At 60.7% G+C, this 24,435-nt stretch carries 19 protein-coding genes; 5 read left to right on the top strand and 14 right to left on the bottom strand.

The genetic code is table 11. From position 1 onward, the window contains the following. Positions 1 to 5: 5 nt before the first annotated feature. The 3 genes from M1D99_RS15895 to M1D99_RS15885 form a co-directional block, all read right to left on the bottom strand. Positions 6 to 1,403 carry an aminotransferase-like domain-containing protein gene (locus M1D99_RS15895; RefSeq protein WP_434570139.1) on the bottom strand — a complete coding sequence of 466 codons (1,398 nt, stop codon included), beginning with the start codon at positions 1,401 to 1,403 and terminating at the stop codon, positions 6 to 8. A gap of 96 nt (positions 1,404 to 1,499) precedes the next feature. Then, complete coding sequence (locus tag M1D99_RS15890; protein ID WP_434570137.1) at positions 1,500 to 2,990, bottom strand: hypothetical protein; 1,491 nt, start codon at positions 2,988 to 2,990, stop codon at positions 1,500 to 1,502. A gap of 680 nt (positions 2,991 to 3,670) precedes the next feature. Then, the gene (locus tag M1D99_RS15885; RefSeq protein WP_053119386.1) at positions 3,671 to 4,696 is read right to left on the bottom strand and encodes a zinc-dependent alcohol dehydrogenase family protein; all 1,026 of its coding nucleotides are present in this window, start codon (positions 4,694 to 4,696) and stop codon (positions 3,671 to 3,673) included. Positions 4,697 to 4,954: 258 nt separating this feature from the next. Between M1D99_RS15885 and M1D99_RS15880 the strand changes: the two genes are divergently transcribed. Beyond that, entirely contained in the window at positions 4,955 to 5,869 is a 915-nt protein-coding gene (locus M1D99_RS15880; RefSeq protein WP_053187697.1) for a LysR family transcriptional regulator, read from the top strand. Positions 5,870 to 5,881: 12 nt separating this feature from the next. Here the strand turns inward: M1D99_RS15880 and M1D99_RS15875 are convergent, their stop codons facing one another. Together M1D99_RS15875 and M1D99_RS15870 are read right to left on the bottom strand one after the other, a co-directional pair. After that, on the bottom strand, positions 5,882 to 6,436 hold the full coding sequence (locus tag M1D99_RS15875; protein ID WP_434570134.1) for a DcrB/PsbP domain-containing protein: 555 nt from the start codon (positions 6,434 to 6,436) through the stop codon (positions 5,882 to 5,884). A gap of 98 nt (positions 6,437 to 6,534) precedes the next feature. Further along, the gene (locus M1D99_RS15870; RefSeq protein ID WP_434570132.1) at positions 6,535 to 7,230 is read right to left on the bottom strand and encodes a B3/B4 domain-containing protein; all 696 of its coding nucleotides are present in this window, start codon (positions 7,228 to 7,230) and stop codon (positions 6,535 to 6,537) included. A gap of 165 nt (positions 7,231 to 7,395) precedes the next feature. Here M1D99_RS15870 and M1D99_RS15865 point away from each other — a divergent pair, with 165 nt between their 5' ends. Continuing rightward, positions 7,396 to 7,998: an XRE family transcriptional regulator gene (locus M1D99_RS15865; protein ID WP_434570130.1), complete on the top strand. Its 603-nt coding sequence runs from the start codon at positions 7,396 to 7,398 to the stop codon at positions 7,996 to 7,998. 40 nt (positions 7,999 to 8,038) lie between these two features. Here the strand turns inward: M1D99_RS15865 and M1D99_RS15860 are convergent, their stop codons facing one another. From M1D99_RS15860 to M1D99_RS15850, 3 genes are all read right to left on the bottom strand, one after another. Continuing rightward, positions 8,039 to 9,487, bottom strand: a complete 1,449-nt coding sequence (locus tag M1D99_RS15860) for an APC family permease (protein ID WP_434570128.1) — start codon at positions 9,485 to 9,487, stop codon at positions 8,039 to 8,041. Between the two features lie 382 nt (positions 9,488 to 9,869). Continuing rightward, positions 9,870 to 10,610 (bottom strand): IclR family transcriptional regulator, encoded by a 741-nt coding sequence (locus M1D99_RS15855; RefSeq protein WP_250965290.1) that lies wholly within the window; start codon positions 10,608 to 10,610, stop codon positions 9,870 to 9,872. A 29-nt stretch (positions 10,611 to 10,639) separates the two neighbouring features. After that, a complete protein-coding gene (locus M1D99_RS15850) occupies positions 10,640 to 11,608 on the bottom strand; it encodes a helix-turn-helix domain-containing protein (RefSeq protein ID WP_434570126.1) in 969 nt (322 codons plus the stop codon). 214 nt (positions 11,609 to 11,822) lie between these two features. On the opposite strand from M1D99_RS15850, the gene M1D99_RS15845 reads away from it, so the two are divergent. From M1D99_RS15845 to M1D99_RS15835, 3 genes are all read left to right on the top strand, one after another. Then, the gene (locus M1D99_RS15845; RefSeq protein ID WP_186706735.1) at positions 11,823 to 13,196 is read left to right on the top strand and encodes an aspartate aminotransferase family protein; all 1,374 of its coding nucleotides are present in this window, start codon (positions 11,823 to 11,825) and stop codon (positions 13,194 to 13,196) included. A 39-nt stretch (positions 13,197 to 13,235) separates the two neighbouring features. Beyond that, positions 13,236 to 14,696: an aldehyde dehydrogenase family protein gene (locus tag M1D99_RS15840; protein WP_434570123.1), complete on the top strand. Its 1,461-nt coding sequence runs from the start codon at positions 13,236 to 13,238 to the stop codon at positions 14,694 to 14,696. Between the two features lie 98 nt (positions 14,697 to 14,794). Next, on the top strand, positions 14,795 to 15,358 hold the full coding sequence (locus M1D99_RS15835; RefSeq protein WP_434570121.1) for a cytochrome b: 564 nt from the start codon (positions 14,795 to 14,797) through the stop codon (positions 15,356 to 15,358). Between the two features lie 63 nt (positions 15,359 to 15,421). Here the strand turns inward: M1D99_RS15835 and M1D99_RS15830 are convergent, their stop codons facing one another. From M1D99_RS15830 to M1D99_RS15805, 6 genes are all read right to left on the bottom strand, one after another. Further along, on the bottom strand, positions 15,422 to 15,829 hold the full coding sequence (locus M1D99_RS15830) for a hypothetical protein (RefSeq protein WP_434570119.1): 408 nt from the start codon (positions 15,827 to 15,829) through the stop codon (positions 15,422 to 15,424). Further along, positions 15,826 to 16,812 carry an acrylyl-CoA reductase (NADPH) gene (gene acuI / locus M1D99_RS15825; protein WP_434570117.1) on the bottom strand — a complete coding sequence of 329 codons (987 nt, stop codon included), beginning with the start codon at positions 16,810 to 16,812 and terminating at the stop codon, positions 15,826 to 15,828. Before acuI ends, M1D99_RS15830 begins: the two co-directional genes overlap by 4 nt. Positions 16,813 to 16,884: 72 nt before the next feature. Then, on the bottom strand, positions 16,885 to 17,718 hold the full coding sequence (locus M1D99_RS15820) for an oxidoreductase (protein WP_434576484.1): 834 nt from the start codon (positions 17,716 to 17,718) through the stop codon (positions 16,885 to 16,887). Between the two features lie 216 nt (positions 17,719 to 17,934). Next, the gene (locus M1D99_RS15815; protein ID WP_434570115.1) at positions 17,935 to 21,681 is read right to left on the bottom strand and encodes a M10 family metallopeptidase C-terminal domain-containing protein; all 3,747 of its coding nucleotides are present in this window, start codon (positions 21,679 to 21,681) and stop codon (positions 17,935 to 17,937) included. A gap of 111 nt (positions 21,682 to 21,792) precedes the next feature. Continuing rightward, positions 21,793 to 23,112 (bottom strand): TolC family protein, encoded by a 1,320-nt coding sequence (locus tag M1D99_RS15810; RefSeq protein ID WP_434570113.1) that lies wholly within the window; start codon positions 23,110 to 23,112, stop codon positions 21,793 to 21,795. 1 nt (position 23,113) lies between these two features. After that, positions 23,114 to 24,424 carry an HlyD family type I secretion periplasmic adaptor subunit gene (locus M1D99_RS15805; protein ID WP_434570111.1) on the bottom strand — a complete coding sequence of 437 codons (1,311 nt, stop codon included), beginning with the start codon at positions 24,422 to 24,424 and terminating at the stop codon, positions 23,114 to 23,116. Positions 24,425 to 24,435 lie beyond the last annotated feature (11 nt).

Raw genomic sequence — 24,435 nt, 5'->3', positions numbered from 1 at the left:
GCCGATTACGATTGCTCGAGCCTCAAGGCGTCGGTCAACGCGCAGAGTGCCGCGTCCAGGTCCTGTGGCCCATTTAGCGCATGGGTCAGGCGCATATGTTGCCCATACAGGCCATAAAGGCTGAACAGTTCTCCGGGCGCGATGACGATTCGCTGGGCCAGGAGCCGACGAAACACCCGCCGCAAGTCGACCCTTCGCGTCGAGCGCATCCAGATCGTCGCGCCACCTTGGGGTTCCACCCATTGCAAGCTATCCTCCAGCCGCTCGCGCAGCAGTTGTGTGGTCGAAACCGCACTTTCGCGCAGCAGGCGCCGCAACACCAGCAAATGCTGGTCAATCCGACCGTTGCTGTACAGCCGGGCGATGGCCTTCTGGCGAATCGGCGACAGGCGAAACGCACGGAGCAGGAAATGTCGCTGCAGTTGCAGGGTCAACTGGCGCGACAACACGTAGCCGTATGGCGCCTCTGGGCCGATGGTCTTCTCGAATGTGGAATAGACGATCAGCCGATCCGGGTCGAGCAAGTCCCGAAAAGGCGTCGCCCCGGCCTCGAACGCCAAGTCCGTATGGCTGTCGTTCTCCAGCACCCACGTGCCGTGCCGTTCCAGCAACTGCGCGATGGCACGACGGTTTTCCTCGGGAACGAACGACCCCGTTGGCATGTTCAGGAGCGACGACAACATCACCAGACGTACCGTTTCGCTTTCCAATAGTTGTTCCAACTGCTCGATATCGATTTCCCCGCCGGCCAGCAGTGGCAACTCGATGAGGTTGATGTCAGCGGCCTGGAGCAGGCGCAACACGACCCAGTCACAAGGCGATTCGATCAGCACGGTGGCGCCCCGAAGTGCCAGTACGCCAATCAGGATCTCCAGGACACCCCGCAGGTCGGCACCGATGTAGACGTCATCGGCGTTCCAGCAACGGGCCGGCGAAGACGTGTAGCGGGCCGCCAGCGCGGTGCGCAGTTCCAGCTCGCCCCAGGGTTGCGAAGGCATCTGCGAGGAACGTGGATACTGGCGCAGCAGCTCGCGCTCGAGCAACAACATCGGACTGTCCAATGGCTGCATCGACGCCGGCTCATCCGCGCTGAGCACCAGCATGCCTGGCCGTCGGGCGTTGACATACAACGTTTCAAGTAAATCGCCGCCGCCGTCCAGGGTAGTCGTGCTGGGTGCCGGCAGTGCGTAATAACCGGACTTGGCGATCGAATAGACCCGCCCTTCCTTCTCCAGTAATGAATACGCGTACTGAATGGTGGATATCGACACATTCAGACGCTCGGCCAATTGCCGCAACGAGGGCAGGCGCACCCGCGCATCGACCTCCATTTCGTTGATCAGCGTGGTCAGGTAGCGATAAACCGCCTGGTAGGCGAAGTCTGTCTCCCGGCAACCTTTCATCGGATCACGCCAGGAGAGCGGATTGCAGGCGGCCAGGTCGCAACGCCGGGCATCATGATCGGGCGGGAGGTAGACGACTCCATCAAACCGCGTTCCTCAGTGCCTTGCCGAGTGTTCGTGCGGCTCATCGGCGGCCTGCCCGGCTTCTGCCGTGTCGATGTCGTCGAGGACCTGTTGCAGATCGCCGCCCGGAACCGTTTCCGGTTGGTCCGGCGATGCCACGCTCGCTTGGTACAGTTTGCCAAGGACACCGACGGGCAGGCCACTGACGTCGACCATCCAATGTGCGATCTGATCGGCAACGGGCGCGCCCTGCATGGCCTTGTGCAGGTCCGGCAGTGCCACCAGCATGCCAGGGTGGCAACAACGCAGGAAATCTTCCAGGCCCGCGCCCTGCCCCACGAACGGGGCGAACAGCATGCACACCAGTTGCGTTTCGCTGAGGCCGAGTTTTTTTTGTGCATCAAGGGCCGCGTAGGCGCGGCGCTCGGGAATCGACGAAGGTGAGCCGAACAGCGCCCGAGCCTGCTCGCAGGCATGTTCCGGCAACTGCTTGCGATGCATGATCATGATCGCCCGCTGCACGTAGTCGCCGTACCCCGTTTCGTAGCTGCGCCCCTGCACGTAGCAAGCCTGCAGCCCATGCAAATGAGCTGACAGCAGCGGGCTGAGGTATTCGTTTTCGATCGCCGAGGGCATGAGGTGGTCGGTCCGTACTCGCAGGAATTCGTTGAATAGCGGCCAATTGGTGCCTTCCTGGCGATCGACGATCAGGTCGTCGATGCCAATGTGGCTCATCCGCCGACAGGCCTCGTAATGCCCCTCGGGTTTCCATGCGCCAAGGCGCTCGGGACCGTAGAAATGTTCGTAGAGATCGTTGTTCAAGGTATCGAGGTGCGCAAAGAGACTGTCGAAACAGCCAATGTTGTCGATCGGCAAACCGATCTTGCGGGCCGCGCGGCGCAGGCCCGAAATAAACAGTTTTTGCTGGCGCGGCGTATCGCTGCTGACCATCGAATCCACGCCAGGCTCCCAGCGGGCCATGTGCCGATAGAACTCGGTCATCGCCAGGTAGCCTTCCCCCCCGATTTCAAGGGGGCCGTCGACCGAGCGAAGGTGTCCCAACGCCAGCAGATCCATGCGATTGGCCTCGTGCCCCGCCACCGATAAGGGCTGCCGGTGATTGAACGGCAACACCTCGCGGTTATCCGCCATCAGCAATTCGACCCGGGGATCGTCATAGACAAACAGCGCGCTGTAGCAGCGATGGATGTTCTCCAATGTCGCCTGGGTGGTCTCGCTCAAGCGCGGCGTGGCGACGCGCAAAGCGAAGGTCACCGGATGCCGGCCCGCGATGCTGAGCTGTGCGGCCCGCAAAGCGGTCAGCACGTAAAAGCCCTCCCGGCTGCCGTTCTGGACCGTCAACACCCGATAATCGCCAATCCGGTCGATGCCTCCGGCGGCGACAATCAATCGTTGGATCAAAAGCTGCAACGCGGTCCGTTCGGCCCTCGAATAAAAACCCAACAAGCGTTGCAGTATCTGTTGATACACGTGAGTCATTGCCTGCTCATGAATTGCACTCATAGCTATTTACCTGAAATTCAACTATCGGCGCCGCACCCGCACCAACGTGACCGCGCGACGTGTTGATCTGAATGGATCGTTCTAGTACTCAAAGAGTATTAGCAATACGCTCAAGCGGTGCTTGCCGTAATTATTTGATACATATGCAGAGAGTCACCCGACACTCCTTGGCTCCCCCGCCGCGGGCCGCGTAAATACGGGGCCTCGCCAAGCCAGGGGCATGTCCTAGGAGATTTCCGACAACGTCCCACAGATAATGAGTACGCGAAATAAGGAACTTGCCGAACTTGAATAGACCCTCTACCCCACCTTGTTTTCCCCAGGTTCGATAGATAGCCCCGCTCCAATAAACGCTCGTTGCACCTTGAATGTGTCTTGAAGGATGAAGGCCTTCGAAAAAGTTATACCGCACCACGACTTCTTCCTTGATATGGAAATCAAGCGTTCAATTATCAGGACTTAAATAATGATTAGAAGATACAGATTGAGGGCAAAAACCAGTTCAGATGTTGACCTTTCGGCTGTTTCGGTAACTGAGCGAACCGGGACAGGCCACAGATGGGTGCTGCAAGGCATGTACACACCGCCGCCAGCCAGCGGGTGCAGGGGGAAAGGAAAAACGGGGATCAAGCCGAAGGCGGCGCAAGAGCCCGGGCGATGACTCTTGCGCAAGACAGGTATCAGGCGGGGTCGACGACCTGAAGGGCAACGCGCTCGCGGCAAGGGCATTCGCCCATGTACCGGTGAGCTTCGACAAACTCGGAGAACGGGAAGACCCGCGTCTTGAGGGGCAACAGCACGCGATCGGCGGTCAGTTGATTGATATCACGCAATGCGCGTTGCAACGCCACTTGGTCCTGGAGGATGCCCAGTTCCGGTTTGCCGGTGAAATTGCCGATGCAGTGCACGAAGAACTGAATGTTCTTCTGGAACGCCGCGCAGGCCGGGAACGGTGTCTGGTTGCCGCCCTGCAAGCCGTACAACACCAGGCTGCCACGGGGTGCCAGCACATCGCCCAACAGCGACATCTGCGGCCCGCCAAGGCCATCGAACACGACATCGACGCCACGATTGTCGGTGAGCTTGTTGATTTGCATCAGCAAGTCCTGCTCTTCGGTGACGATGACTTTCTCGGCACCCAGCGACAGCAGGTATTCACGTTCGTCAGCCGTCTTGGTCGCCGCAATCACCCGCACACCCAGGGCCTTGCCCAGTTGGACAAAGGATGGGCCGGCACAATGGCTGGCATCGGTGACCAAGGCGAACTGCCCCGGCTTGACCCGCGCCAGGTCCATGTAGGCGAAATAGGCGATCAGCAGCGGCGTGTAATGCACGGCGGCTTCGATCGGGCTGAGCACGTCGGGATAACGGGTCAGAGCGGTGCGCGGCAGCACGATCACTTCGCCGTACACGGGATAATCATTCGGGCTCTCGGCCGGGAAACTGGCGACCTTATCGCCCACGGCCAAGTCATCGATGCCGTCGCCGACGGCCGTGACCACGCCGGCCATCTCATGGCCCAGGCCCGAAGGCAGGCGTGCCTGGGACGACGCCAGGTTCTGGCGCCACAAGGTGTCGTACCAACTGATGCCGATCGCTTCGACGCGGACCTGCACTTCTCCTGGCGCAGGAAGAGCCGCCGCATGCTCTTCGCATTTGAGCACCTCGGCACCACCAAACTTGTGAAAACGGATCGTGCGGGACATCGCAAACCTCGTCAAAGTAACCTCTAATGCCATGAACTCTATCCGGGCTTTGTAGCCAAGACCATCAGTGGCTATTAATAGTCGACATGCCTGTCATTGATTCCGCAGCAAGAAAACCGAATCAGTCCTGTAAGACTTATCCCTAAGAAAATGCATTTACCCGATGCAGAGTACCAGCCTTTCCCCGTAAGATTCATGCCGGCCATTGTTCCCATATGGCCGCCGACGTCAAGCTTGCTGAACCTGCCAGGACCCCAGATGAATCGTAATGACCTGCGGCGTGTCGACCTGAACCTGTTGATCGTGTTCGAAACACTGATGCATGAACGCAGCGTGACCCGCGCGGCCGAGAAGCTGTTTCTCGGCCAGCCGGCCATCAGCGCAGCGCTGTCGCGCCTGCGCAGCCTGTTCGATGACCCGCTGTTCGTGCGCACCGGCCGCAGCATGGAGCCTTCGGCCCGGGCGGTCGAGATCTTCGCCCTGCTCTCCCCAGCCCTGGACTCGATTTCCACGGCGGTGAGCCGCGCTGCGGAGTTCGACCCGGCTACCAGCACCTCGGTGTTTCGCATCGGCCTGTCGGACGACGCCGAATTCGCCCTGCTGCCGATGCTGCTCAAGCGCCTGCGGGCCGAAGCGCCAGGCATCGTGCTAGTGGTGCGGCGGGTCAACTACATTCTGATGCCGGGCTTGTTGGCCTCCGGTGAAATTTCCATCGGTGTCAGCTACACCGACGACCTGCCGGCCAACGCCAAGCGCAAGGTCTTGCGGCGCAGCATGCCCAAAGTGCTGCGGGCCGACACCGCACCGGGGCGACTGACCCTGGACGAATTCTGCGCCCGCCCCCACGCCCTGGTTTCCTTCGCAGGGGACTTGAGCGGTTTCATTGATGAGGAATTGGCGAAACTCGACCGCAAGCGCCATGTCGTATTGGCCGTGCCGCAGTTCAACGGCTTGAGCACGCTGCTGGCGGGTACCGACATCATCGCCACCGTGCCCGACTACACCGCCGACGCACTGACCGCCGCCGGTGGCGTACGCGCCGAAGACCCGCCCATACCGGTACGCAGCTTCGAACTGCACATGGCCTGGCGCGGCTCCCAGGACAATGATCCGGGGGAGCGCTGGTTGCGATCGCGGATTCAGATGTTTTTTGGGGACCCCGATAGCCTGTAATAGAGTTCCACTTTACTCGCCCAGAATGTTCTTCAACGCAGCGGTATGGCCGGCCGGGTCGTTTACGCTGGACATCACTTCGATGATGGTGATCTTCTGATCGTTCATCGTCATCAACGAGGCCATCAGTAGTTGCAGGCCGTTGAAATCGTCGGTGCCGTCCAGGCGGTGCATCTCCAAGCCGTTCACCTGAATGATCTTCTCGCTAGTCATGCGAAAGTTGGGTGACGCGGCCTGCTGCTTTTCCTTCAAGGTATCCACGGCAAGGCGAAACGCAGCGTCCGGGGTAGTGCCCGCAGTCGGCGCCGGACCTTCGGTAACAATGATGGCCCGCTCGCTTTTCGGATCGAAGTACATCGTGCCGCCGTTCTCGCTGTTCAAGATACGGGTCTCGACGCCGTTGAGCACGAACTTCAGCTTGCCGCCTGCCAGGGACACCGATTGCGTGTCCGATGCCGCCGTAGCGGTTTGTTCAGGCGAGGCAGCAACTGCCAGGGTGGCCGCGCCGCTCAAGACAGCAAGCACGCACAAGGAACGGGTCCAGCCCAACAGCACATGCTTCGACATTCATAGCGCCTTTGTTTTCAGGCCGTCGAATACCGACGGCCTTTCGTGCGAACAGCCTAGCTTACTTGCCTGTTCACTTGCCCAGGATTATCTGTCGACTATTTAGCCCCAGCCCCTATCAGCGAACTCTCGATCTGGACGCCAGGCATCATTCGTTGCAAACCTTCGATCAGTTTGTCCCCCGCTTCCGTCAACGCTTCAAGCGGCATCGCCGGCAAACTTTCCAGAATGAACCACATGCACTTCGCATCCGCATCGAGACGGGTCCTGACACCTTGCCGCCAGTTCCAGCGACGGCAGGTCACGCCTTTGTCGTCGCGCCAGACCACTTCGCCGGCGTCTGGATACTCGACAGCAGGCCCCCCTTCTTTCAGGGTGTCAAAGGGCTCGGTGCCATCGGCGACTACCAACCGTGGGGAGCCCACATAAGCTTCGATGTTTTCCCCGCCAACAGGGATGGCGTACTCAAGACTGATGGCGTTGTAGAGATCGACGATAGGATCCAGGCTAGGCAAGCTGCCGTCGCGCAACACCCGTTTACGCAACGCCTCGGCAGAACAAGGCGTGCGCTGCGGCTTGGCCCCAAACTTTCGGAATGTATCGGCCCACGCTGCCAAATGTGCTTCGCCCCAGCTTGGCCCACCCTCCCGCACTGCCTTGCAAGCCCGGTCCAACGCGTCCTGAGCAACCTCAGGATGGGTCAGCGGCGCCGCTTGCACCACAATGCTCAGAGCCCTGAACCCCGGGACCAGCTCTGCAACGGCTCGATCGATTAACGGCAGGACGGACAGCATTAAAAACCTCCAGGAATCCAAATGTCATTTCATGCTATCCAGCGCCGACCAGCAAAGTCAATATAATGACCAGTATCACCCACTATAACGAATGGGTCGATTGACGGGCCTATCCGTATAGACCGAGAATCCCGGCACATTTTCTTCTCAGCATGACCCTCATCAATGACCATGAATACCAGCCTGTCGACGGCCCCAGGTGCTGATGCTCAAGCCGTCAGCCTGGCCGTCGCGCGCACGCTCAAACAGGCACGCAAGGCACAGAAGATCACCCTGGATGAGCTATCCCGGCGCTCAGGGGTAAGCAAGGGAATGGTCGTCGAAATTGAAAAATGTACGGCGAACCCCAGCATTGGCATCCTATGCAAAATCGCAGCCGCGCTGGGTTTGTCCGTTGCAGACATCGTCAATGTGACCGAAGCCCCCTCTGCCCATATCATCAACAGCCAGGACATCCCCACGCTCTGGACCGGGGACCAGGGAGGGACGGCGCGACTTCTGGCAGGAACGTCCGGCCCCAATATGATCGAGCTGTGGCGCTGGGAAATGCATCCAGGCGAGGCCTTCGCGTCACCTGGGCACCCTCAAGGCACGCTTGAACTTTTTCATGTGGAGAAAGGCACGCTCAAATGCGTGGTAGGGGAAACGGAGTTGGTCATCCCTGCGGGGAGCTCGGCAGTGGCCAAGACCGATGTTCCCCATTCCTACTCCAACGCTGGCAAATCCAAGTTGGTATTCACCATGTCCGTGACGGAGATGCATCAGTAAGTGCTCACCGGAGCTTGCGCCATCGATACGGTGCAGGCGCCTAGAGCTTATGGCTCCCCAACACCCAATACCGCTGCGGCTCCACCTTGCGCAGTCGCGCCGCCAGGAACACACCCACCAGCAACGCCGCCGGAATGATCGCGCAGAGGCCATATGACAAAGCCTTGCTCGCACCCGTCAGCACATCGAAATGCACCACCGCGATAAACAGGACCGCCAACAGGGCCACGCAAGAGAAACCAGGCAAAATCCGTCCACGCCATATTCCCAGCTTGAGTTCGGGGTGGCGCTGGGCAAAGACCCAGACCGCGGCGGAAGTCAGCGCCATCAGCAGAATCACGCACAACGTCGCCAGGTTGGACAGCCAGGCGAACAGTTGCAGGATCGGGTCGGCATCCATGGCGGCGAAAATCAGTACCACCACGGCGGAAATCAAGCTCTGCAACGCCGAGCCCATGTGCGGGCTCTGGTGGACACGGTGGGTAGTGCCCAAGCGGCTGGGCAGCAAACCGTCACGTCCGATGGCGTAGAAGTAACGGGCCGCGGCGTTGTGGAACGCCAGCAGCCCGGCGTAGATGCTGACCATGAACAGCACGCGGATGACCTGGGTCAGCTGCGGACCGACAAAGTGGTCGGACATGCCATAGATAAACGTCGTCGGGTCCTGCAAGGCCTGGAGCGTGGACACGATCTTGTCCGCCCCAACACCGATGACCATCGACCAGACCGACAGCGCGTAGAAACCACCGATCAGCAATACCGAACAATAGGTAGCAATCGGGATCGTCCGTTCCGGGTTCTTGGCTTCTTCGCCGTAGATGGTGGTGGCCTCGAAGCCGATGAACGCCGCGAAGCAGAACAGCAAGCCGATGGACGGCGTACCGCTGAACACGTGACTGCGATCGAACGCGTCGAGGTTGATGCCGCTGTCGCCACCGGTCCTCAGGATCGCAAAATCCAGGAGCAGGATCGCCAGGTATTCGGCGATCACGATCACCGACAGCACCCGGGCCGACAGGTCGATCTTGCGATAGCCAAGAATCGCGATGCTCGCCATCGCCAGGAGTGAATAGGTCCACCATGGCAAGTCCAGGCCAAAGACGCTGGCCATCGTGCCGCTGACCACGCCGCCGAACATGCCGTACAAGCCGACCTGGAGAATGTTGTAGGCAAACATCGCCAACACTCCCGCTGCGCCACCGGCCAAGCCACCCAAACCGCGGGAGGTGAACGCGTAGAAACCGCCGGCGTTGGTCACATGCCGGGACATGGTGGTATAGCCCACCGAAAACGCCAGCAACACCAGCAAGGCCAGGATCAGCAACGCCGGTGTACCGGCGCCGTTGCCCAGCATGATGCCAATGGGGAAGCCGCCGGCGATGACACTCAAGGGGCTCGCCGCCGACACCACGAAGAAGATGATGAAGCCGACACCCAAGGCCCCACGCTTGAGCTCCGTGGAGCTATTGACCGGGAGAGGTACACTCATGTTTTCTTGACCTTATTGTATGAGGCAGGCGCTGTAGGATCGGTGCTGTCAAATGCTCACCGTCACCCGATAGCATTATTGTTCTTGTTGCACGCTGGATTCGATCCTATGCCTCTCCCTGAACGCCCCATTAGCCCAAATCGGTAATCGCCGCGCTCGCCTCAAAAAAGCCTGGCGTGGGGCTAATGCCAGTTAGTTAAGTGGATACCACGGACAGACACACAAACCGTGGCGAGGGAGCTTGCTCCCGCTGGGCTGCGTAGCAGCCCCAGAAACAGGGACGCTTCGCGACCCAGCGGGAGCAAGCTCCCTCGCCACAGGGTTATTGCCCGCCTTTGTTTCGCTTAACTGACAGACATGAGGGCGTGTGGCCCCTCTCACTTCACTGCTGGGCAATACGCGCCGTCAGTTGCGACGCCGCGCCGGTGACCAAGTCGCACAGGTAGTCCTGCTGAAACGCTCGGAACCGCTCGCTGCGCCCCACCAGGGTCATGCTCCCGAGGACTCGGCGTTTTTCGTCGAAGATCGGTGCCGCGACGCCACTGCGTCCCGGGTGCAGCTCGCTTTCGCTGATGCAATAGCCCTGTTTGCGGATGGCGAGCAGCCCTTTGGTGAACGGCTTCCACTCCAGTTCCTGATGCAGCACTTGCGCGGGATTGGCGTGGAAGTCGTAGATGCGGCGAATCTGACGCGGCAGCAGATAGGCCAATACGACCCGAGCGGTCGCGCTGTGAAAAAGATCGATCGGCCGCCCTCGGTCGCCCCCCTCCGGGCCAGCGTCGGAGCCCCGCTGGATCAGCACATTAACCACCGAGTCGCCATGCCATTCGCTGACCAGCGCATCCAGGCCGGTGTCGGCCACCAGTTTGTCGACCAGGCCCCGGCTGCAGGCCAGCAATGGATCGTAGTGGGTCATCTGATGCTCCAGCGTGACGATACGTGGGCCGAGCGCATAGCCCCGCGGTAATCGCTTCAAGAAACCCGCGTCGCCGAGTTCGCGTAGATAACGATAGGCGGTGGCAGGCGTGTAGCCGAGCTCCCGGCAAATGACGTCCACATCGATGACCGGCCGTTCAGGGCGAAACAAGTCGAAGACCCTGAGCAGGCGGCGAAGGCTATTCATCTTTTCTACGTCCTTGTGCAGGCAAATGCTCAAGCAAGCGCACAACCGCCGATGGCAGCACGCGTGGTCTGGGATGGCAGCTCGGCGAACAGCGCCTGGTACTCGGCCGCAAAATGGCTGAGGTGAAAGAAGCCCCACTGGGCTGCGGCATCGCCAATGGAGAGATGCGCCGCTGGGGTGGACATCAAGGTTCGGCGCACACCGTTGAGCCTTACAGAGCGCAGGTAATTGACCGGCGTCGTCTCGGTCACCGAACGGAAGCTGTTCTGCACGGTACGGCGACTCACCTGGAGTCGCTGGCACAACTCATCCACGCTGGGCACGTTGTTCGATTGCGCGGTCGCCAGGCGGTGACATTTTTCGACAATGTAACTGCGCGTGGAGCTGGGCGCGCGCTGGTGCTTGTCGCAGGCGGGGTCGGTCATCAACTGGAGCAATTCGTCGAGCATGGTCTGCTCCAGTGCCATTTCCCGGTCTTGTGCGTTGTCGAGTTCTTCGCTCAAGAGCGCCTGGGAGAACGCCGCCAGCATTCGACGGCGAGCCCCGGCGTAGCGTTGGGTGGGAAGCCTGATCACCGGCTGGCGTAACAACTGACCGATTTCCTTGGCCGACGCGGTTTGCGCCAACGCTTGCTCGAACAACTCACGCTCGAAGGTGATCGCCAGCAGCTCCATGCCCATCGGCATGTGGAACAGGAACTCCTCGCCACCATGAAGAAAGAACAGGCTGCTGTCGTCCACTTCCCGCCCTTGCATCCGGATCGTACCCGGGACCGTGATCGGTACGGCGAAGCACATCTTGCCCCGAGGAGCCACGCCGTGCTGCACGACACGCTGGTTGATCTGCTCGCGAAAGACGTGGCAGCGCGGCGTCGTCAACTGGATCAGTGAGCTCTCAGCCGAACCAGCGGTCAGCTGGTTGTAGTCCTGGCTCCACTCCTGGACGGTGGCTGCGTGGACATGGATGTCGTGGAAGTGGCTGATGTTCAGGTTTTTCATGATGACGAAAGCCTCGGCCAATATTCTTGTTTTTAGATCGCCTTCACGACCGATATTCTCATATTAAGAGAATTCTGCAAATTTTCTTTTATGACCGCCAGATCTTCGAAAGGAAGGGATGCGGCAGCCTCCCAATGTGCCGATTCGGGCTACCGGCCAGGAACGGGCCACGAGGATGATCGAGACATTGAAACCGACATCCTGAGAGACCGTCATGAGTGAAGCCAAACTTGAATCCCTCCATTTCGCGGACGCCCCGCGGATAACCTCCACCATTCCCGGCCCCAAGACCACCGAGGCCCTGGCGCTGTCGGCGCGTACCGAGTCGATGGCGCGCGGAGGCGGACGCATGCCGGTGGCCATGGACCGGGCGTTCGGCGCGACCTTCAAGGACGCCGATGGCAACACCTACATCGACCTGTCCGCGGGCGTGGGCGTCAGCAGCGTGGGTCGCTGCCACCCGAAGGTGGTGCAGGCCATTCGCGAACAGTCCGAAGTGCTGATGCATGCCCTGGAAGTCAACAGCACCCGGCGCACCGAATTGGCCGCCAAGCTCTCCGAGATCGCACCCGACGGCTTGCGCGGCGACTGCATCACGTTCTTCACCCAAAGCGGTAGCGATGCGCTGGAGGCGGCCATCAAGTTTGCCAAGCGCGTCACCGGGCGGCACCAGATCATCGCCTTCCACGGTGGCTACCACGGCGTGTGGAACGCGTCTGGCGCCCTCACCACAGGCACGGCTTACCGCAAGGGCTACGGGGCCCAGATGGGTGGCGTCATTCACGCGCCCTACCCTTATGCCTATCGCTTCCCCTTCGACACCACCCACAAAAGCGCCGAGCAGATCGCCGGTGAGTACGTGGATTACCTGCTGAACACCCCCTACACCGCCGCCGACGACGTGGCTGCCGTGATCGTGGAGCCGGTGCAAGGCGAAGGCGGCTACGTTCCCCCCTCGCCAGAATTCCTGCAACTGCTGCGCAAGGCCTGCGACCGCAGCGGTGCACTGCTGATCGTCGATGAAGTGCAGTCCGGTGCGGGGCGTACCGGCAAAATGTGGGCGGTCGAGCATTCCGGCGTGAAGCCCGACATGCTCACGTTCGGCAAGGGTATCGGCAGCGACTTGCCCATGGCCGGCCTGATCATGCGTTCGGACCTGGCGGCGGCGATTCCGGACGGATCGATGCCCAACACCTTCGCCGCCAACTCGTTATCCGCTGCAGTGGCATTGACCAACATCAGCATCCTCCAGGACCCGGAGCTCGATCTGCTCAACCGCGCTCACACACTGGGGCTGGAAGCGCAGGAGCGTATCCGTGGCTTCGGCAGCCCGTTGGTCGGCGAGGTCCGCGGTCGCGGCCTGATGATCGGCATCGAGCTGGTCTCGGACCCGACCACCAAGGCGCCACTGGCACCGGAAAAGATCGGCCAGCTCATGGGTTACCTGCTCAGCCACGGCGTGCTGATGATTCCCTGCGGGCGCTACAGCAACGTGATGCGGGTCATGCCTTCGCTGACGATTTCACGGGCACTGTTCTTCAAGGCACTGGACATCTTCGGCGACGCCCTGGACGCCCTCGAGGCGTGAGATGTCTCGACGCTGCCCATCACCCCATGGACTCCAAAAATGACTAAGCATTTAAAACACTTCATCGCCGGTACGTCCTTCGAAGCCTCTGACGGGCGCCGCATCAACCTTGTCAACCCGGTCACAGAACAGGTCTACGGCAGTTGCGCCCAAGGCACCGCTGAAGACGTGGACCGTGCCGTGGCGGCCGCACGCAACCAGCTCGAACGTGGCGCCTGGAGCCAGTTTGACGGCGCCCAGCGCGCTCGACTGCTGTCGAAACTGGCGGATCTGGTGGAGCGCGACACCGACGTGCTGGCCGATATGGACGCCGACGCCATCGGCCGCTCGCCGATCGAACCACGCCGGCTGGACGTGCCCAATGCGGTCGCCAACCTGCGCGCCTCCTCCGGCTGGGCCAACCAGCTCGAGGGGCGGACCATTCCCTCCGGCGGCTACTTCGGCACCCAGTCCCTTTCATACACGGTGCGGGAACCCGTGGGGGTGGTCGGCGCCATCGTTCCCTGGAATTCACCGCTGATGATCACCGTCTGGAAGCTCGCCGCTCTGCTCGCGGCGGGCTGCACCGTGGTCATCAAACCGTCGGAAGAGACACCCCAGTCGGCCTTGCACCTGGCGACGCTGGCCCAGGAAGCGGGTTTCCCTGACGGCGTGATCAACGTCGTGACCGGCTACGGCAACGAGGTGGGTCGTGCCCTGTGCGAACATCCCCATGTCGACAAGATCAGCTTCACCGGCAGCCCTGAAGCCGGCCGCGAGATCCAGCGCACCGCCGGCGTGCTGTTCAAGCGCGTGGCCCTGGAGCTGGGCGGCAAGAGCCCGCAGATCGTCTTCGACGATGCCTCCTTCGACGACGCGCTGTTCGGCTGCACCCTCGGCCTGTTCGCCAACCAGGGCCAGGTCTGCGCGGCCGGCTCGCGCATCCTGGTCCAACGCAATCTCGCCGATCGCTTCGCCGCCGCGCTGGCCGATGCCGCGCGCGCCGTCAAGGTGGGCGACCCTCGCCAAGCGGGCGTGCAGATGGGGCCGGTGGCCAAGAAAGCGCAATTGGATCGCGTCAACCGTTACATCCAATTGGGCATCGACCAAGGTGCGACCCTGCTGGCCGGCGGTGTATCGAACCCCGAACAAGGCTGGTTTGTCCGGCCGACGATCTTCGCCAACGCCCGCAATGACATGGCGATCGCCCGGGACGAGATCTTCGGCCCCGTCGGCACGGTGATCACGTTCGACAGCGAGGATGAGGCGATCTCCTTGGCCAACGACTCCTCCTACGGCCTCGCGGCCACGGTCTGGACCAGCGACCTGGCGCGAGCGCACCGCGTCGCGGCGGCAATCAAGGCCGGTGCCGTAGGCATCAACTGCTGGAGCCCACTGGACGCCAACCTGCCCTGGGGCGGCGTCAAGGCCAGCGGCATTGGCCGAGAAGGCGGATTCAGCGGCGCGCTGGCCTACACCGAGGAAAAGGTCATTACCGTACTGCTGCCCAGCTCAAAATAACCCGCATTGACCCGGCCACCTTCCAAGCCGCTGTGCCGTAGAGGGTGGCCGTTCAACCGCGCATTTTCGATGCCTTGATGATGGATGGAGAGACCGCGATGAATCCGGCAAATCAAACAATAATCGATCGGTATCCGACGTCCCTGCGGATTTTGCACTGGGTGCGCGCCGTGCTCATCGCCGGCCTCCTCTGGGCGGGCTGGCACATGACGGGGCTCGATGACGAAGTGGCGAGCAAATATGAACTCTACTACCCGTGGCACAAATCCTTTGGTGTGCTGGCATTCCTGGTGGTCCTGGTCCAGATCGCCCTGAGGGTGAAAACGGCCAGGCTGCCGCAACCGCCGGAGACGCTGGCGCGCTATGAGCGGGTTTCCTCACGACTTGCGCACCGTACGCTGTACGCGCTACTGGTGATCGTGCCGTTGATGGGCTACTCGATGTCGAGCACCTACACGATGAGCGACGGCGTGTTTTTCTTTGGGGTGAACCTTCCGGAGCTGCTGGGCAAGAATGACGACTGGTTCGTCGTCTTCCAGTGGCTGCACAAAGTGCTCGCCTATACCCTGCTCGGCCTGATCCTGTTGCACGTCGCCGGCGCCCTCAAGCACCGGTTTTATGACCGCGACCCTCGAAACGATGTCCTGCGTCGCATGCTGTGATTTGATGAGGCGTTGGAAGAGGATGCCAGTACGTTGTGGTGCTTAGCGTCATCCGCAGGGGTTTTACCCATGAGCCTTCGCCCTGCCCTCGGCACGAACGACGAACAAGAATCCCAGCGCCAGGGCAACTTCCACCAGCACCGCCGGCAAGATGCCCGCCTCGACATGGCCCACGGCCCACTCGCCCAGCCCCAACAGCGCAAGCAGCAGGCACGTGGTGACGAACCCCGCCACCACGGCGGTGCGTCCTGGCGAGGGCGGCGCATTGCGCGCCAACAGCAGCGCAACCCCGATGCCTGCATAGAGCGGTGCCGCGCGCCGGCCTACCAACCCCGTGACACCGCCGTCGAAGACCACGCCCCAGTTGGCCAGCAACGTGGCCGGGGCGAACAACCAGATGGCCGCCAAGGCAAAAAACAACAGCGCCGAAACGGTCGCCAGGTAACGGAAAGCGCGGGAAGCGTTGTTCATGCGTTGACGTCCACAACCGTGCGTCCGCGCACCTTGCCTTCCAACACCCGACCGGCAACAGCCGGAACCTCTGCCAGGCCAACCACTTGGGTGGTGCGGGCCAATTTGCTCAAATCCAGGTCCTGGGCAAGTCGCGACCAGGCTCGCAAGCGCACCGCTTGTGGAGCATTGACCGAATCGATACCGGCCAGGGTCACGTTGCGCAGGATAAATGGCAGCACCGAGCCCGGCAGATCCGCGCCCTGGGCCAGGCCGAAGGCAGCGACAACGCCACGGTATTGGGTTTGCGCCAGGGCATTGGCGAGGGTGTGGCTACCCACCGAATCAATGACGCCGGCCCAGCGTTCCTTGCCGATCGGTGCCCCCGCCTGGGACAAGGTGTTGCGGTCGATGACCTGCGTCGCGCCGAGGCCGTACAAATAATCGGCTTCCTCTTGACGCCCGGTTGAGGCAACCACTCGATAACCCAGGCCCGACAGCAGCGCGATGGCCACCGAGCCGGCGCCACCGCTGGCGCCAGTGACCAGGATATCGCCCCGATCCGGGGTCAGCCCGCCTTGCTCCAACGCCAACACGCTGAGCATCGCCGTGTAGCCAGCGGTGCCGATGGCCATGGCTTCGCGGGTGGAGAATACCTGCGGGATCTTCACCAGCCAGTCGCCGCTTACCCGTGCCCTCTGCGCAAAGCCGCCATGGTGGGTCTGGCTCAGCCCCCAACCGTTGACCAGCACGCGGTCGCCAGCCTCGAAGCTCGGGTGGCTGGACGTTTCGACGATTCCGGCGAAGTCGATGCCCGGAATCAGTGGAAACTGGCGTATGACCGGCGAGCGCCCGCTCAGGGCCATGGCGTCCTTGTAGTTCACGGTCGAGAACTCAATCGCAACGGTGACGTCACCGGCCATCAGGTCCTCGTCTTTGAAGTCGACCAGTTGCGTCGAGATCGCTTCGCCGGTCTTACTCGTGAGCAGCGCCTTGAATGTCATGTTTTTTATCCTGTTGTTCAAACCGATCGTCAGCGCTGCCCTGCAATGCAACAGGAGCAACAACCGTTAGCATCAGTGTGCCTGGGACGGCCATTTGGTTTCGAGCTGCAGCGCCTTGCGGATACCCGAGTCCAGCAAGCGCGCCGGAGCAAAGCTGCGCAGGAACTGCAACTGACCAGCCGCCTTGCCAGCGGTATAGCGCAACTTCGGCCGTGCGGCGCGCGCGGCCTGGAGCACCACATTGGCCACCACGTCGGGACCGTCGGCGGTCGCCATGGCCTGGTTCACCACTTTGGTCACTTTTATCCGAATGTCCGCGTACACGTCGAGCTTGGCGTCGGGCTGGAGGTTGTTGTTCTCGAATTGGGTCTTGGTATAGCCGGGCTCGACCACCGTGACCCTGATGCCGTGTGTACGCAACTCGTGATCCAGCGCCTGGGAATAACCTTCCACCGCGTGCTTGCTGGCCGAATAGAGCGCGGCATAAGGAACAGGCACGACGCCGAGGATGGAGCCAATGTTGATGATGCGTCCAACACCCTGGCGTCGCATATGCGGCACCACCGCACGAGTCGTGCGTACGATGCCGAGGAAGTTGGTATCGAAAAGGGCCTTGGCCTGCTCGATTGAGCTCTCTTCCGCCGCTGCGGGCGCAATGCCAAAGCCGGCGTTGTTGACTAGCAGATCGATCCGCCCCTCCAATCGAAACAGCTCCTGGATGGCCGCTTCGACGCTGGCATCGTCGGTGACGTCCAGCATCAGCAGTGGAAAGCCCTGGTGGCCGGCACGCGCGCCTCGCCGGCTGGTGCCATAGACGTTGTAGCCTGCCGCAACGAGCTTATGGGCGATGGCTTCTCCGATGCCGGATGAAGCGCCAGTCACCAACGCAACGGGTTTATTGATCATCATGAGTTTCCTTCCGGTTATCGAGGTATCCGGTCAGAAGATCGCAACTGTGGTGTCCAAGGATCCGACATCAGCGCGCTTCATCGACTGGCAGGCTTATGATGATGATCATCATCGTAACAGTCAATGTTTTTGATGTTGGTCGACATTAATAAGATCAGGCGCCGCACTCAGCGATCAAGGGCCCTCTTTTTCACAGGGCCCGAAACCGCTTCATCAAGCGATCAGATCGTTGGCATTGAGGGTATTGACACCCGCCAGCCGGATTTCAAAGTCCGCGCCCAGATCACCATTGACGTTGCCGTACAGCACCTGGTCGACGAAGCGCAGTTGTCCTGCTGCGGTGAAGCCATTCGAATCGATGAAGCTGAACGTGTCGGCAAACGCGGTCAGGAGATTGGCATCCAGTTTCGACAGATCCAGCTTGTCGCCCTGCAAGCTACTGAAGTCGGAAATGTAGTCACGGTCAAAATCATTGCCAAGATCGCTCAGCGTGTTGAACACAAATCGGTCGGCTCCGGCTCCGCCGCTGAGGTTGTCACCGCCCAGGCCGCCGATCAGTGTGTCATTGCCTGCACCACCGCTCAGCGAGTTATTTCTGGCGTTGCCGATCAACACGTTGTCCAGGTTGTTGCCAATGCCCATGAAGGCAGTACCCGTCAGCGTGAGGTTTTCCAGATTGTCCCCCAGGAACCAGCTCTCAGACGAAACCACCGTATCGATTTCGCTGACCAGGGTGCTGGTTTCCCTAACGACATCCTGAGCGTTGTCAATCACATAGATGTCATTGCCGGTACCGCCAACAAGCGTATCGATACCGCTGCTGCCATCCAGTTTGTCGTTGCCTGCGCCGCCACTCAATACGTTGTTGCCGGTGTTGCCGATCAGCACGTTGTTGAGGGCGTTGCCGCTGCCATTAAGGTGGGCGCTGCCGGTCAGCGTGAGGTTCTCCAGATTGGCGCCCAGACTCCAGTTCAGTGAGGAACGTACGGTGTCGATTTCACCGGCCAGGGGGCTGGTTTCGCTGATGACATCCTTGAGGTTGTCGACCACGTAAGTGTCATTGCCAAGGCCGCCAATCAACGTGTCGGTACCTGCACCGCCATCAAGGGCATCGTTGCCCGCCCCACCCTGAAGGTTATTCACGGAGGCATTGCCCACCAGACTGTTGCTCAGGTCGTTGCCAACCACCGTGAATACCCCGGTGCCGCTAAGGACGACATTTTCGACGTTGCGCAGATTGCTCAGGTTCAGGTTGACGATGCTGCTCGACGAACTCGCGGCATAGGTGAGCGTCAGGCTGTCGCGGCCCGGATCGATACTTTCTTGCACCAACGCCAACTCATCGGCCCGATCGAGCACGTAGGTGTCATTCCCCGCACCGCCGATCAGCGTGTCCCGCCCGGCTCCACCGTTGAGCACGTTGTTGCCGGCGTTACCGGTCAGCACATTGTTCAGGGTATTGCCGGTGCCATTGAGGTGCGCGGAACCGGTCAGGACAAGGTTTTCCAGGTTGGCGCCCAGGGCCCAGTTCAACGAGGCGCGTACGGTGTCGATTTCACTGCCCACGACAGTGGTCTCACTGACGATATCCTTGAGGTTGTCGACGACGTAAGTGTCGTTGCCGGTACCGCCAACAAGCGTATCGATACCGCTGCCGCCATCCAGTGTGTCGCTGCCTGCCCCACCGCTCAGCACGTTATTGCTGACGTTGCCGATCAGCACGTTGCCCAAGGCGTTGCCGGTGCCGTTGAGCAGGGCCGAGCCGGTCAGGATCAGAGTTTCCAGATTCGCTCCCAAGGTCCAGGTCACCGAGGAGCGCACCGTATCGATTTCTCCGGCCAGGGTGCTGGTTTCGCTGACGATATCCTTGAGATTGTCGACCACGTAGGTGTCGTTACCAGTGCCGCCAACAAGGGTGTCGATACCGCTGCTGCCGTTCAACGTATCGCTGCCTGCCCCACCGCTCAGCACATTGTTGCCGGTGTTGCCGGTCAGCACGTTGTTCAAGGCGTTGCCGCTGCCATTGAGGTGGGCGCTGCCAGCCAGCGTGAGGTTCTCCAGGTTGGCGCCAAGGCTCCAATTCAGCGAGGAACGCACGGTATCGATTTCAGCGGCCAGGGTGCTGGTTTCGCTGATGACATCCTTGAGGTTGTCGACCACGTAGGTGTCATTGCCAATACCACCAATCAAGGTATCGGTACCCGCGCCACCATTGAGGACATCGTTGCCCGCCCCGCCCTGAAGGTTATTCACGGAGGCGTTGCCCAACAGGCTGTTGCTCAAGTCGTTGCCAACCACCGTGAATGCCCCGGTGCCGCTCAGGACGACATTTTCGACGTTGCGAAGATTGGTCAGGTTCAGGTTAAGGACGCTGCTCGACGAACTCGCGGCGTAAGTCAGGATCAAGCCGTCGCTACCCTGGCTGACACGCTCTTGTACCAAAGCCAGTTCATCTACCCGATCAAGCACATAGATGTCATTTCCCGCGCCACCGATTAATGTGTCCCGTCCGGCTCCACCGTTCAGCACGTTGTTGCCGGCGTTACCGGTCAGCACATTGGCCAGGGCATTGCCATTGCCGTTAACGTGGGCGGAACCGGCCAGGATCAGGTTCTCCAGGTTGGCACCCAGCGTCCAGCTCACCGAAGAACGCACGGTGTCGATTTCGCTGGCCAGGGCACTGGTTTCGCTGACGACATCCTTTAAGTTGTCGACCACGTAAGTGTCATTACCGGCGCCCCCCATCAAGGTATCGATACCGCTGCCGCCGTCCAGGGTATTGGCCCCGGCGTTGCCGTTTATGCGGTTGTTCAACGAGTTGCCCGTACCGTTGAGATTGGTGCTTGCGCCCAGCGTCAACGTCTCGATATTGGCACCCAGGACATAACTGACCGACGAGATGACGGCATCGGTTTCGCTGGCCAACGTGCTGCTTTCCTGCACCCTGTCACCGATGTTCTCGACGACATAAGTGTCGTTGCCAGCCCCGCCGATCATCGTATCCTTGCCCGCGCGACCGTTCAGAACGTTGGCCAAGGCGTTGCCGATCAACGTGTCGTCATTGGCCGAGCCGACTGCGTTTTCAATTTTGGCACCGTAGGCGATCGCCAAGCCTTCGTTGAAGGCCGTCTGGGTGTTGAGGTTTAGAAACGCTTGGCCGATCTTGCTGAACTGGCCTTCATTCAGGTTGATGCGGACCGCGGCCAACTGATTGCTTGCATCGATCGTGTCAACGCCGCCTGCGTCCCAGATCGTCTCGAAAACCGATCGGCCGACAGCCCAGCTGTAGGTGTTATTACCCGTCTGCCACTGGGTGTTAGCGCCATAGAGACTCTGGATAGCGGCAATGTCCAACAACATGGGCGTGGTGGGCTCGTAGGCGTACGCGGTGTTGTAACTCATGATCGTGTAGCGGACGTCGTCGAACTGAGCGGCCAGCACGCTGGAATTCGACGCACTTGTCGAGAACGGATGCTTGAGGCCCAGGGCGTGGCCAATCTCATGCATAAAGACCAGGTAGTCATAAGTGCCCTTGGCGGGAGCCGGATTGTTCGTGACGGGGCCCAGCCAGACATCACCCGCGCTGGGGGTGTTGCCCGGGAAATAGCCCCAGGCAGCGGTGTCATCGTCCATGTACAGATAACCGCCGAACCGCAAATCACCGACGTTGCTGGCCGTCTCGCTCACCTGCTGGAATTTGATGTTGGCAACCGAACTCCATGTGCCTAGCGCACTGACAATGCCATTCTTCTGCGCCGACGAAAGGACGTAGCCAGCCTCGTATTCATCGTCGCTGCTGTAGTTGCTGGCGAAATATGAACTCGTGGTCAGGAAGCTGTACGTCAAGGACGTGGTGCTCAAGCTGCCAGCCCAAAAAGTGCCATAGAGCAAGCTATTGACCTGTGCGTTGCCGGTCAGCTTTGCGTACGAAATGGATGAGTAACCTAATGGACTGGGCATGTATGTTTCCTGTGAGCTATCTGCGGACCTTCCTGGATGCGGCCGCTACATAGAGGTTATTTTGCATCAGAACAGCGGAGATGACATCACTTGGCCACTATTTTTTCTTTCTTAATCCACCGACGCTGGCGCAACCAGCCACTCATTGGCCTTGCGAATGTCACCATCTCCCAATCGCCCGCTCCAGCGATGCAATACCAGCAAACTGGTCACGAACTTGTATTGGGACTGATAGAAATCACGCCGTGCACGAAACTCTTCCTTGATGCTATCGAGCACATCGACCGCATTCTTGACGCCGTAGCCGAAGGCTTTTTCCGTGGCTATCCGTGACTTTCCAGCCGATTCCAGCGCGCGACGCGTTGCCTTGATCCGACTGAGTTCGGCCGTCATGCCAAGATAAGCAGTGCGGGTTTCCTTGATGACCTGGCGTCGCAAGGCTTCCAGTTCTTGCTGGGCGACTTCCTTGTCACTTTCGGAACTCGATACCCGTGCACGGGTAGAACCGCCGCTGTAGAGCGGCATTTGCAAGTCCAGGGAAGCAACGAGGTTGTCCGAGCGCGGCGTCACGGCGCCTTCATAGCCGATGTCACTGCGTTGCGCCGTCAAGTTCAGCCCCAGCCGAGGCAGATGCCCCGCCTTGTTTTCAGCTATAGCCGCCTCGGCGGCGCGGACACTGTGCTCGCGGGCGTGCAACGCCGGGTTGCTGTCCAGCGCCGCCTGCACCCAATCGTCTTGTGCTTGCGCCGGCAGACTGAAGGCTGGATTGTCGCCAATGCGCTTGAATCGCTCGCTGACATCGCGCCCCACCAGTTCAGAGATGGCCTCACGACTGACCAGGACCTTGTTGCTGGCTTCGATCTCGTCAGCCTTGAGCGCGTCCACCCGCGCTTCAAGATCCAATGCGTCGGTGACCATCGCCATCTGCCGGGCGTACAAGGCCTTGACGCGCTTGAGGTTACGCTCGGTCGCCTCCAGTTCGCTGCGCACCAGCGACAATTCGTCTTCCGCCGCAAGCACGGCGAAGTAGCGCTCGGACAGATCAATGCTGGCCTGCACCCGGGTATCGTCGGACTCATAGCCACTCTGCCGGGTCAACTCGATGTACTTCTGGTAACTGCGCCAGACCTGCGGGTCATAGATCACCTGGTTGAGCACCACGGCCATGCGCTTGCCGTTGTACTGGATACGGTTCAGGTCATCGTCGCGCCGACTGCGGTTGAGGCTGCTGCTGGCATTTAGCTGCGGCAGCAATTGGCCAAAGGCTGCGCGTTCCTTGCCCTCGCCGCTGCGGGTCAGGGCTTGTGCCCGCAGGACGCGCGGATCGGCCCCCTGCGCTTCCTGGTGCAACTGCCACAGGTCGACATAAGTGTCGTCAGCGAGGACTCCCAACGGCACGAGGGCCAGGCACATCATGATCAAGCACTTCATTTCAGTCCTCGATCAACGAACGCGCGAACACGTTGCTCGCCGGCTGTATCAAATATTGCAACAGCGTCCGCGCGCCCGTATTGACCAGCACTTCGACCGGCATGCCCGGCACCAGGGTAAGGTTGCCCAGCGTCTGGCGCCCTTTGTCCGTCAGGGCCACACGTGCCAGGTAATAGGCTGCGCCAGTGTCCTTGTTGATCAGGCGGTCAGCGGAAATCTGCACCAACCGACCCTCGATGACGGGCGTGGTGCTGCTCTTGAATGCGCTGAAGCGAATGTCCGCCAACTTGCCCAAAGCAATGCGGTCGATGTCCATCGGCGACACTTGGGCCTCGACGATCAGCTCCTCGTTGGCCGGGACGATGTCCAGCAGCGCGGTGCCCGGGCTGACCACGGCACCCAGGGTGTGGACGGTCATGCCCATGACCATTCCGGACTCCGGCGCGAGAATATCGGTACGCTGGTCGCGGTCCTGCAGGGTTGCCAATCGCTCGCGCAATTCGTACACCTTGGTCCGCGCATCACCCAGCAGGCCGGCGACCTCGCTGGCGAAGGCCTTCTTCAACTGCAGGATCTTCAACTTCGCCTCGTCGACATGGACCCGCGCTTGCGCGATCTCGGACTGGCTTTCAGCGATTTCGGTTTGCAGGCGAGCGAGGCTGCGCTCCTGCTCGCGCAGGCGCTGTTTGTCCACGTAGCCTTCGGCAAGCAGTGCCCGCAAGTCGACTATTTCCTCTTGATAGGAGGCGGCCAGCATCTGTTTGCTGGCGATGATGGCCTTGAATCCGCGGACCTGTTCCTCGATTTGTCCGATGGTCGTCTCTTGCAAGCCGATTTCGCCCAGCAACGAGGTCCGTCGAGTCTGGAAAATTCGCGCTTCACTGTCGCGGGCTTCTTGTACCCGCGGGTCCGCGAGGTCCAGGGTCGGCACCGCCACAGGTTCGGGCAGCGCGTCACGTTCAGCCTCCAACCGGGCCTGCAATTGGAGCGCGGCGATCAACTGGCTGCGGGTCGTTTCCATTTCCGAACGTGCCTGGGTATTGTCGAGCACCAACAGCACATCGCCGATTTTCACCAGATCTCCGTCGTGCACCCGCAGTTCGCGCACAATGCCACCTTCCAGATGCTGCACCGTCTTGCGGTAACTTTTGACCGTGACCACGCCCGGCGCGAGTGCCGAGCTGTCGAGCGGGGCCAACGCCGCCCAGCCACCGAACAGGCCAAAGGTGACCAGCAGCATGAGGTAGCCGACGCGGCGTATCGGCCTGTCATCGACGGGCAACGCGGCGGATGAGTGTTGAGTGTTTTGCATGAAATGGCTCA

This window comes from Pseudomonas sp. R3-41 (assembly GCF_054161485.1).
Note: the sequence above shows the minus strand (reverse complement) of the source record. Positions and strands in the feature narration are given on the sequence as shown.

Bases quoted from the DNA above. Each gene is read 5' to 3' on its own strand.
- M1D99_RS15805 (WP_434570111.1), bottom strand. From the start codon at position 24,424: ATGCAAAACACTCAACACTCATCCGCCGCGTTGCCCGTCGATGACAGG.
- M1D99_RS15865 (WP_434570130.1), top strand. From the start codon at position 7,396: ATGACCATGAATACCAGCCTGTCGACGGCCCCAGGTGCTGATGCTCAA.
- M1D99_RS15835 (WP_434570121.1), top strand. From the start codon at position 14,795: ATGAATCCGGCAAATCAAACAATAATCGATCGGTATCCGACGTCCCTG.
- M1D99_RS15855 (WP_250965290.1), bottom strand. From the start codon at position 10,610: ATGAATAGCCTTCGCCGCCTGCTCAGGGTCTTCGACTTGTTTCGCCCT.
- acuI (WP_434570117.1), bottom strand. From the start codon at position 16,812: ATGACATTCAAGGCGCTGCTCACGAGTAAGACCGGCGAAGCGATCTCG.
- M1D99_RS15820 (WP_434576484.1), bottom strand. From the start codon at position 17,718: ATGATCAATAAACCCGTTGCGTTGGTGACTGGCGCTTCATCCGGCATC.
- M1D99_RS15830 (WP_434570119.1), bottom strand. From the start codon at position 15,829: ATGAACAACGCTTCCCGCGCTTTCCGTTACCTGGCGACCGTTTCGGCG.
- M1D99_RS15850 (WP_434570126.1), bottom strand. From the start codon at position 11,608: ATGAAAAACCTGAACATCAGCCACTTCCACGACATCCATGTCCACGCA.
- M1D99_RS15885 (WP_053119386.1), bottom strand. From the start codon at position 4,696: ATGTCCCGCACGATCCGTTTTCACAAGTTTGGTGGTGCCGAGGTGCTC.
- M1D99_RS15875 (WP_434570134.1), bottom strand. From the start codon at position 6,436: ATGTCGAAGCATGTGCTGTTGGGCTGGACCCGTTCCTTGTGCGTGCTT.
- M1D99_RS15840 (WP_434570123.1), top strand. From the start codon at position 13,236: ATGACTAAGCATTTAAAACACTTCATCGCCGGTACGTCCTTCGAAGCC.
- M1D99_RS15860 (WP_434570128.1), bottom strand. From the start codon at position 9,487: ATGAGTGTACCTCTCCCGGTCAATAGCTCCACGGAGCTCAAGCGTGGG.
- M1D99_RS15895 (WP_434570139.1), bottom strand. From the start codon at position 1,403: ATGAAAGGTTGCCGGGAGACAGACTTCGCCTACCAGGCGGTTTATCGC.
- M1D99_RS15815 (WP_434570115.1), bottom strand. From the start codon at position 21,681: ATGCCCAGTCCATTAGGTTACTCATCCATTTCGTACGCAAAGCTGACC.
- M1D99_RS15880 (WP_053187697.1), top strand. From the start codon at position 4,955: ATGAATCGTAATGACCTGCGGCGTGTCGACCTGAACCTGTTGATCGTG.
- M1D99_RS15870 (WP_434570132.1), bottom strand. From the start codon at position 7,230: ATGCTGTCCGTCCTGCCGTTAATCGATCGAGCCGTTGCAGAGCTGGTC.
- M1D99_RS15890 (WP_434570137.1), bottom strand. From the start codon at position 2,990: ATGAGTGCAATTCATGAGCAGGCAATGACTCACGTGTATCAACAGATA.
- M1D99_RS15810 (WP_434570113.1), bottom strand. From the start codon at position 23,112: ATGAAGTGCTTGATCATGATGTGCCTGGCCCTCGTGCCGTTGGGAGTC.
- M1D99_RS15845 (WP_186706735.1), top strand. From the start codon at position 11,823: ATGAGTGAAGCCAAACTTGAATCCCTCCATTTCGCGGACGCCCCGCGG.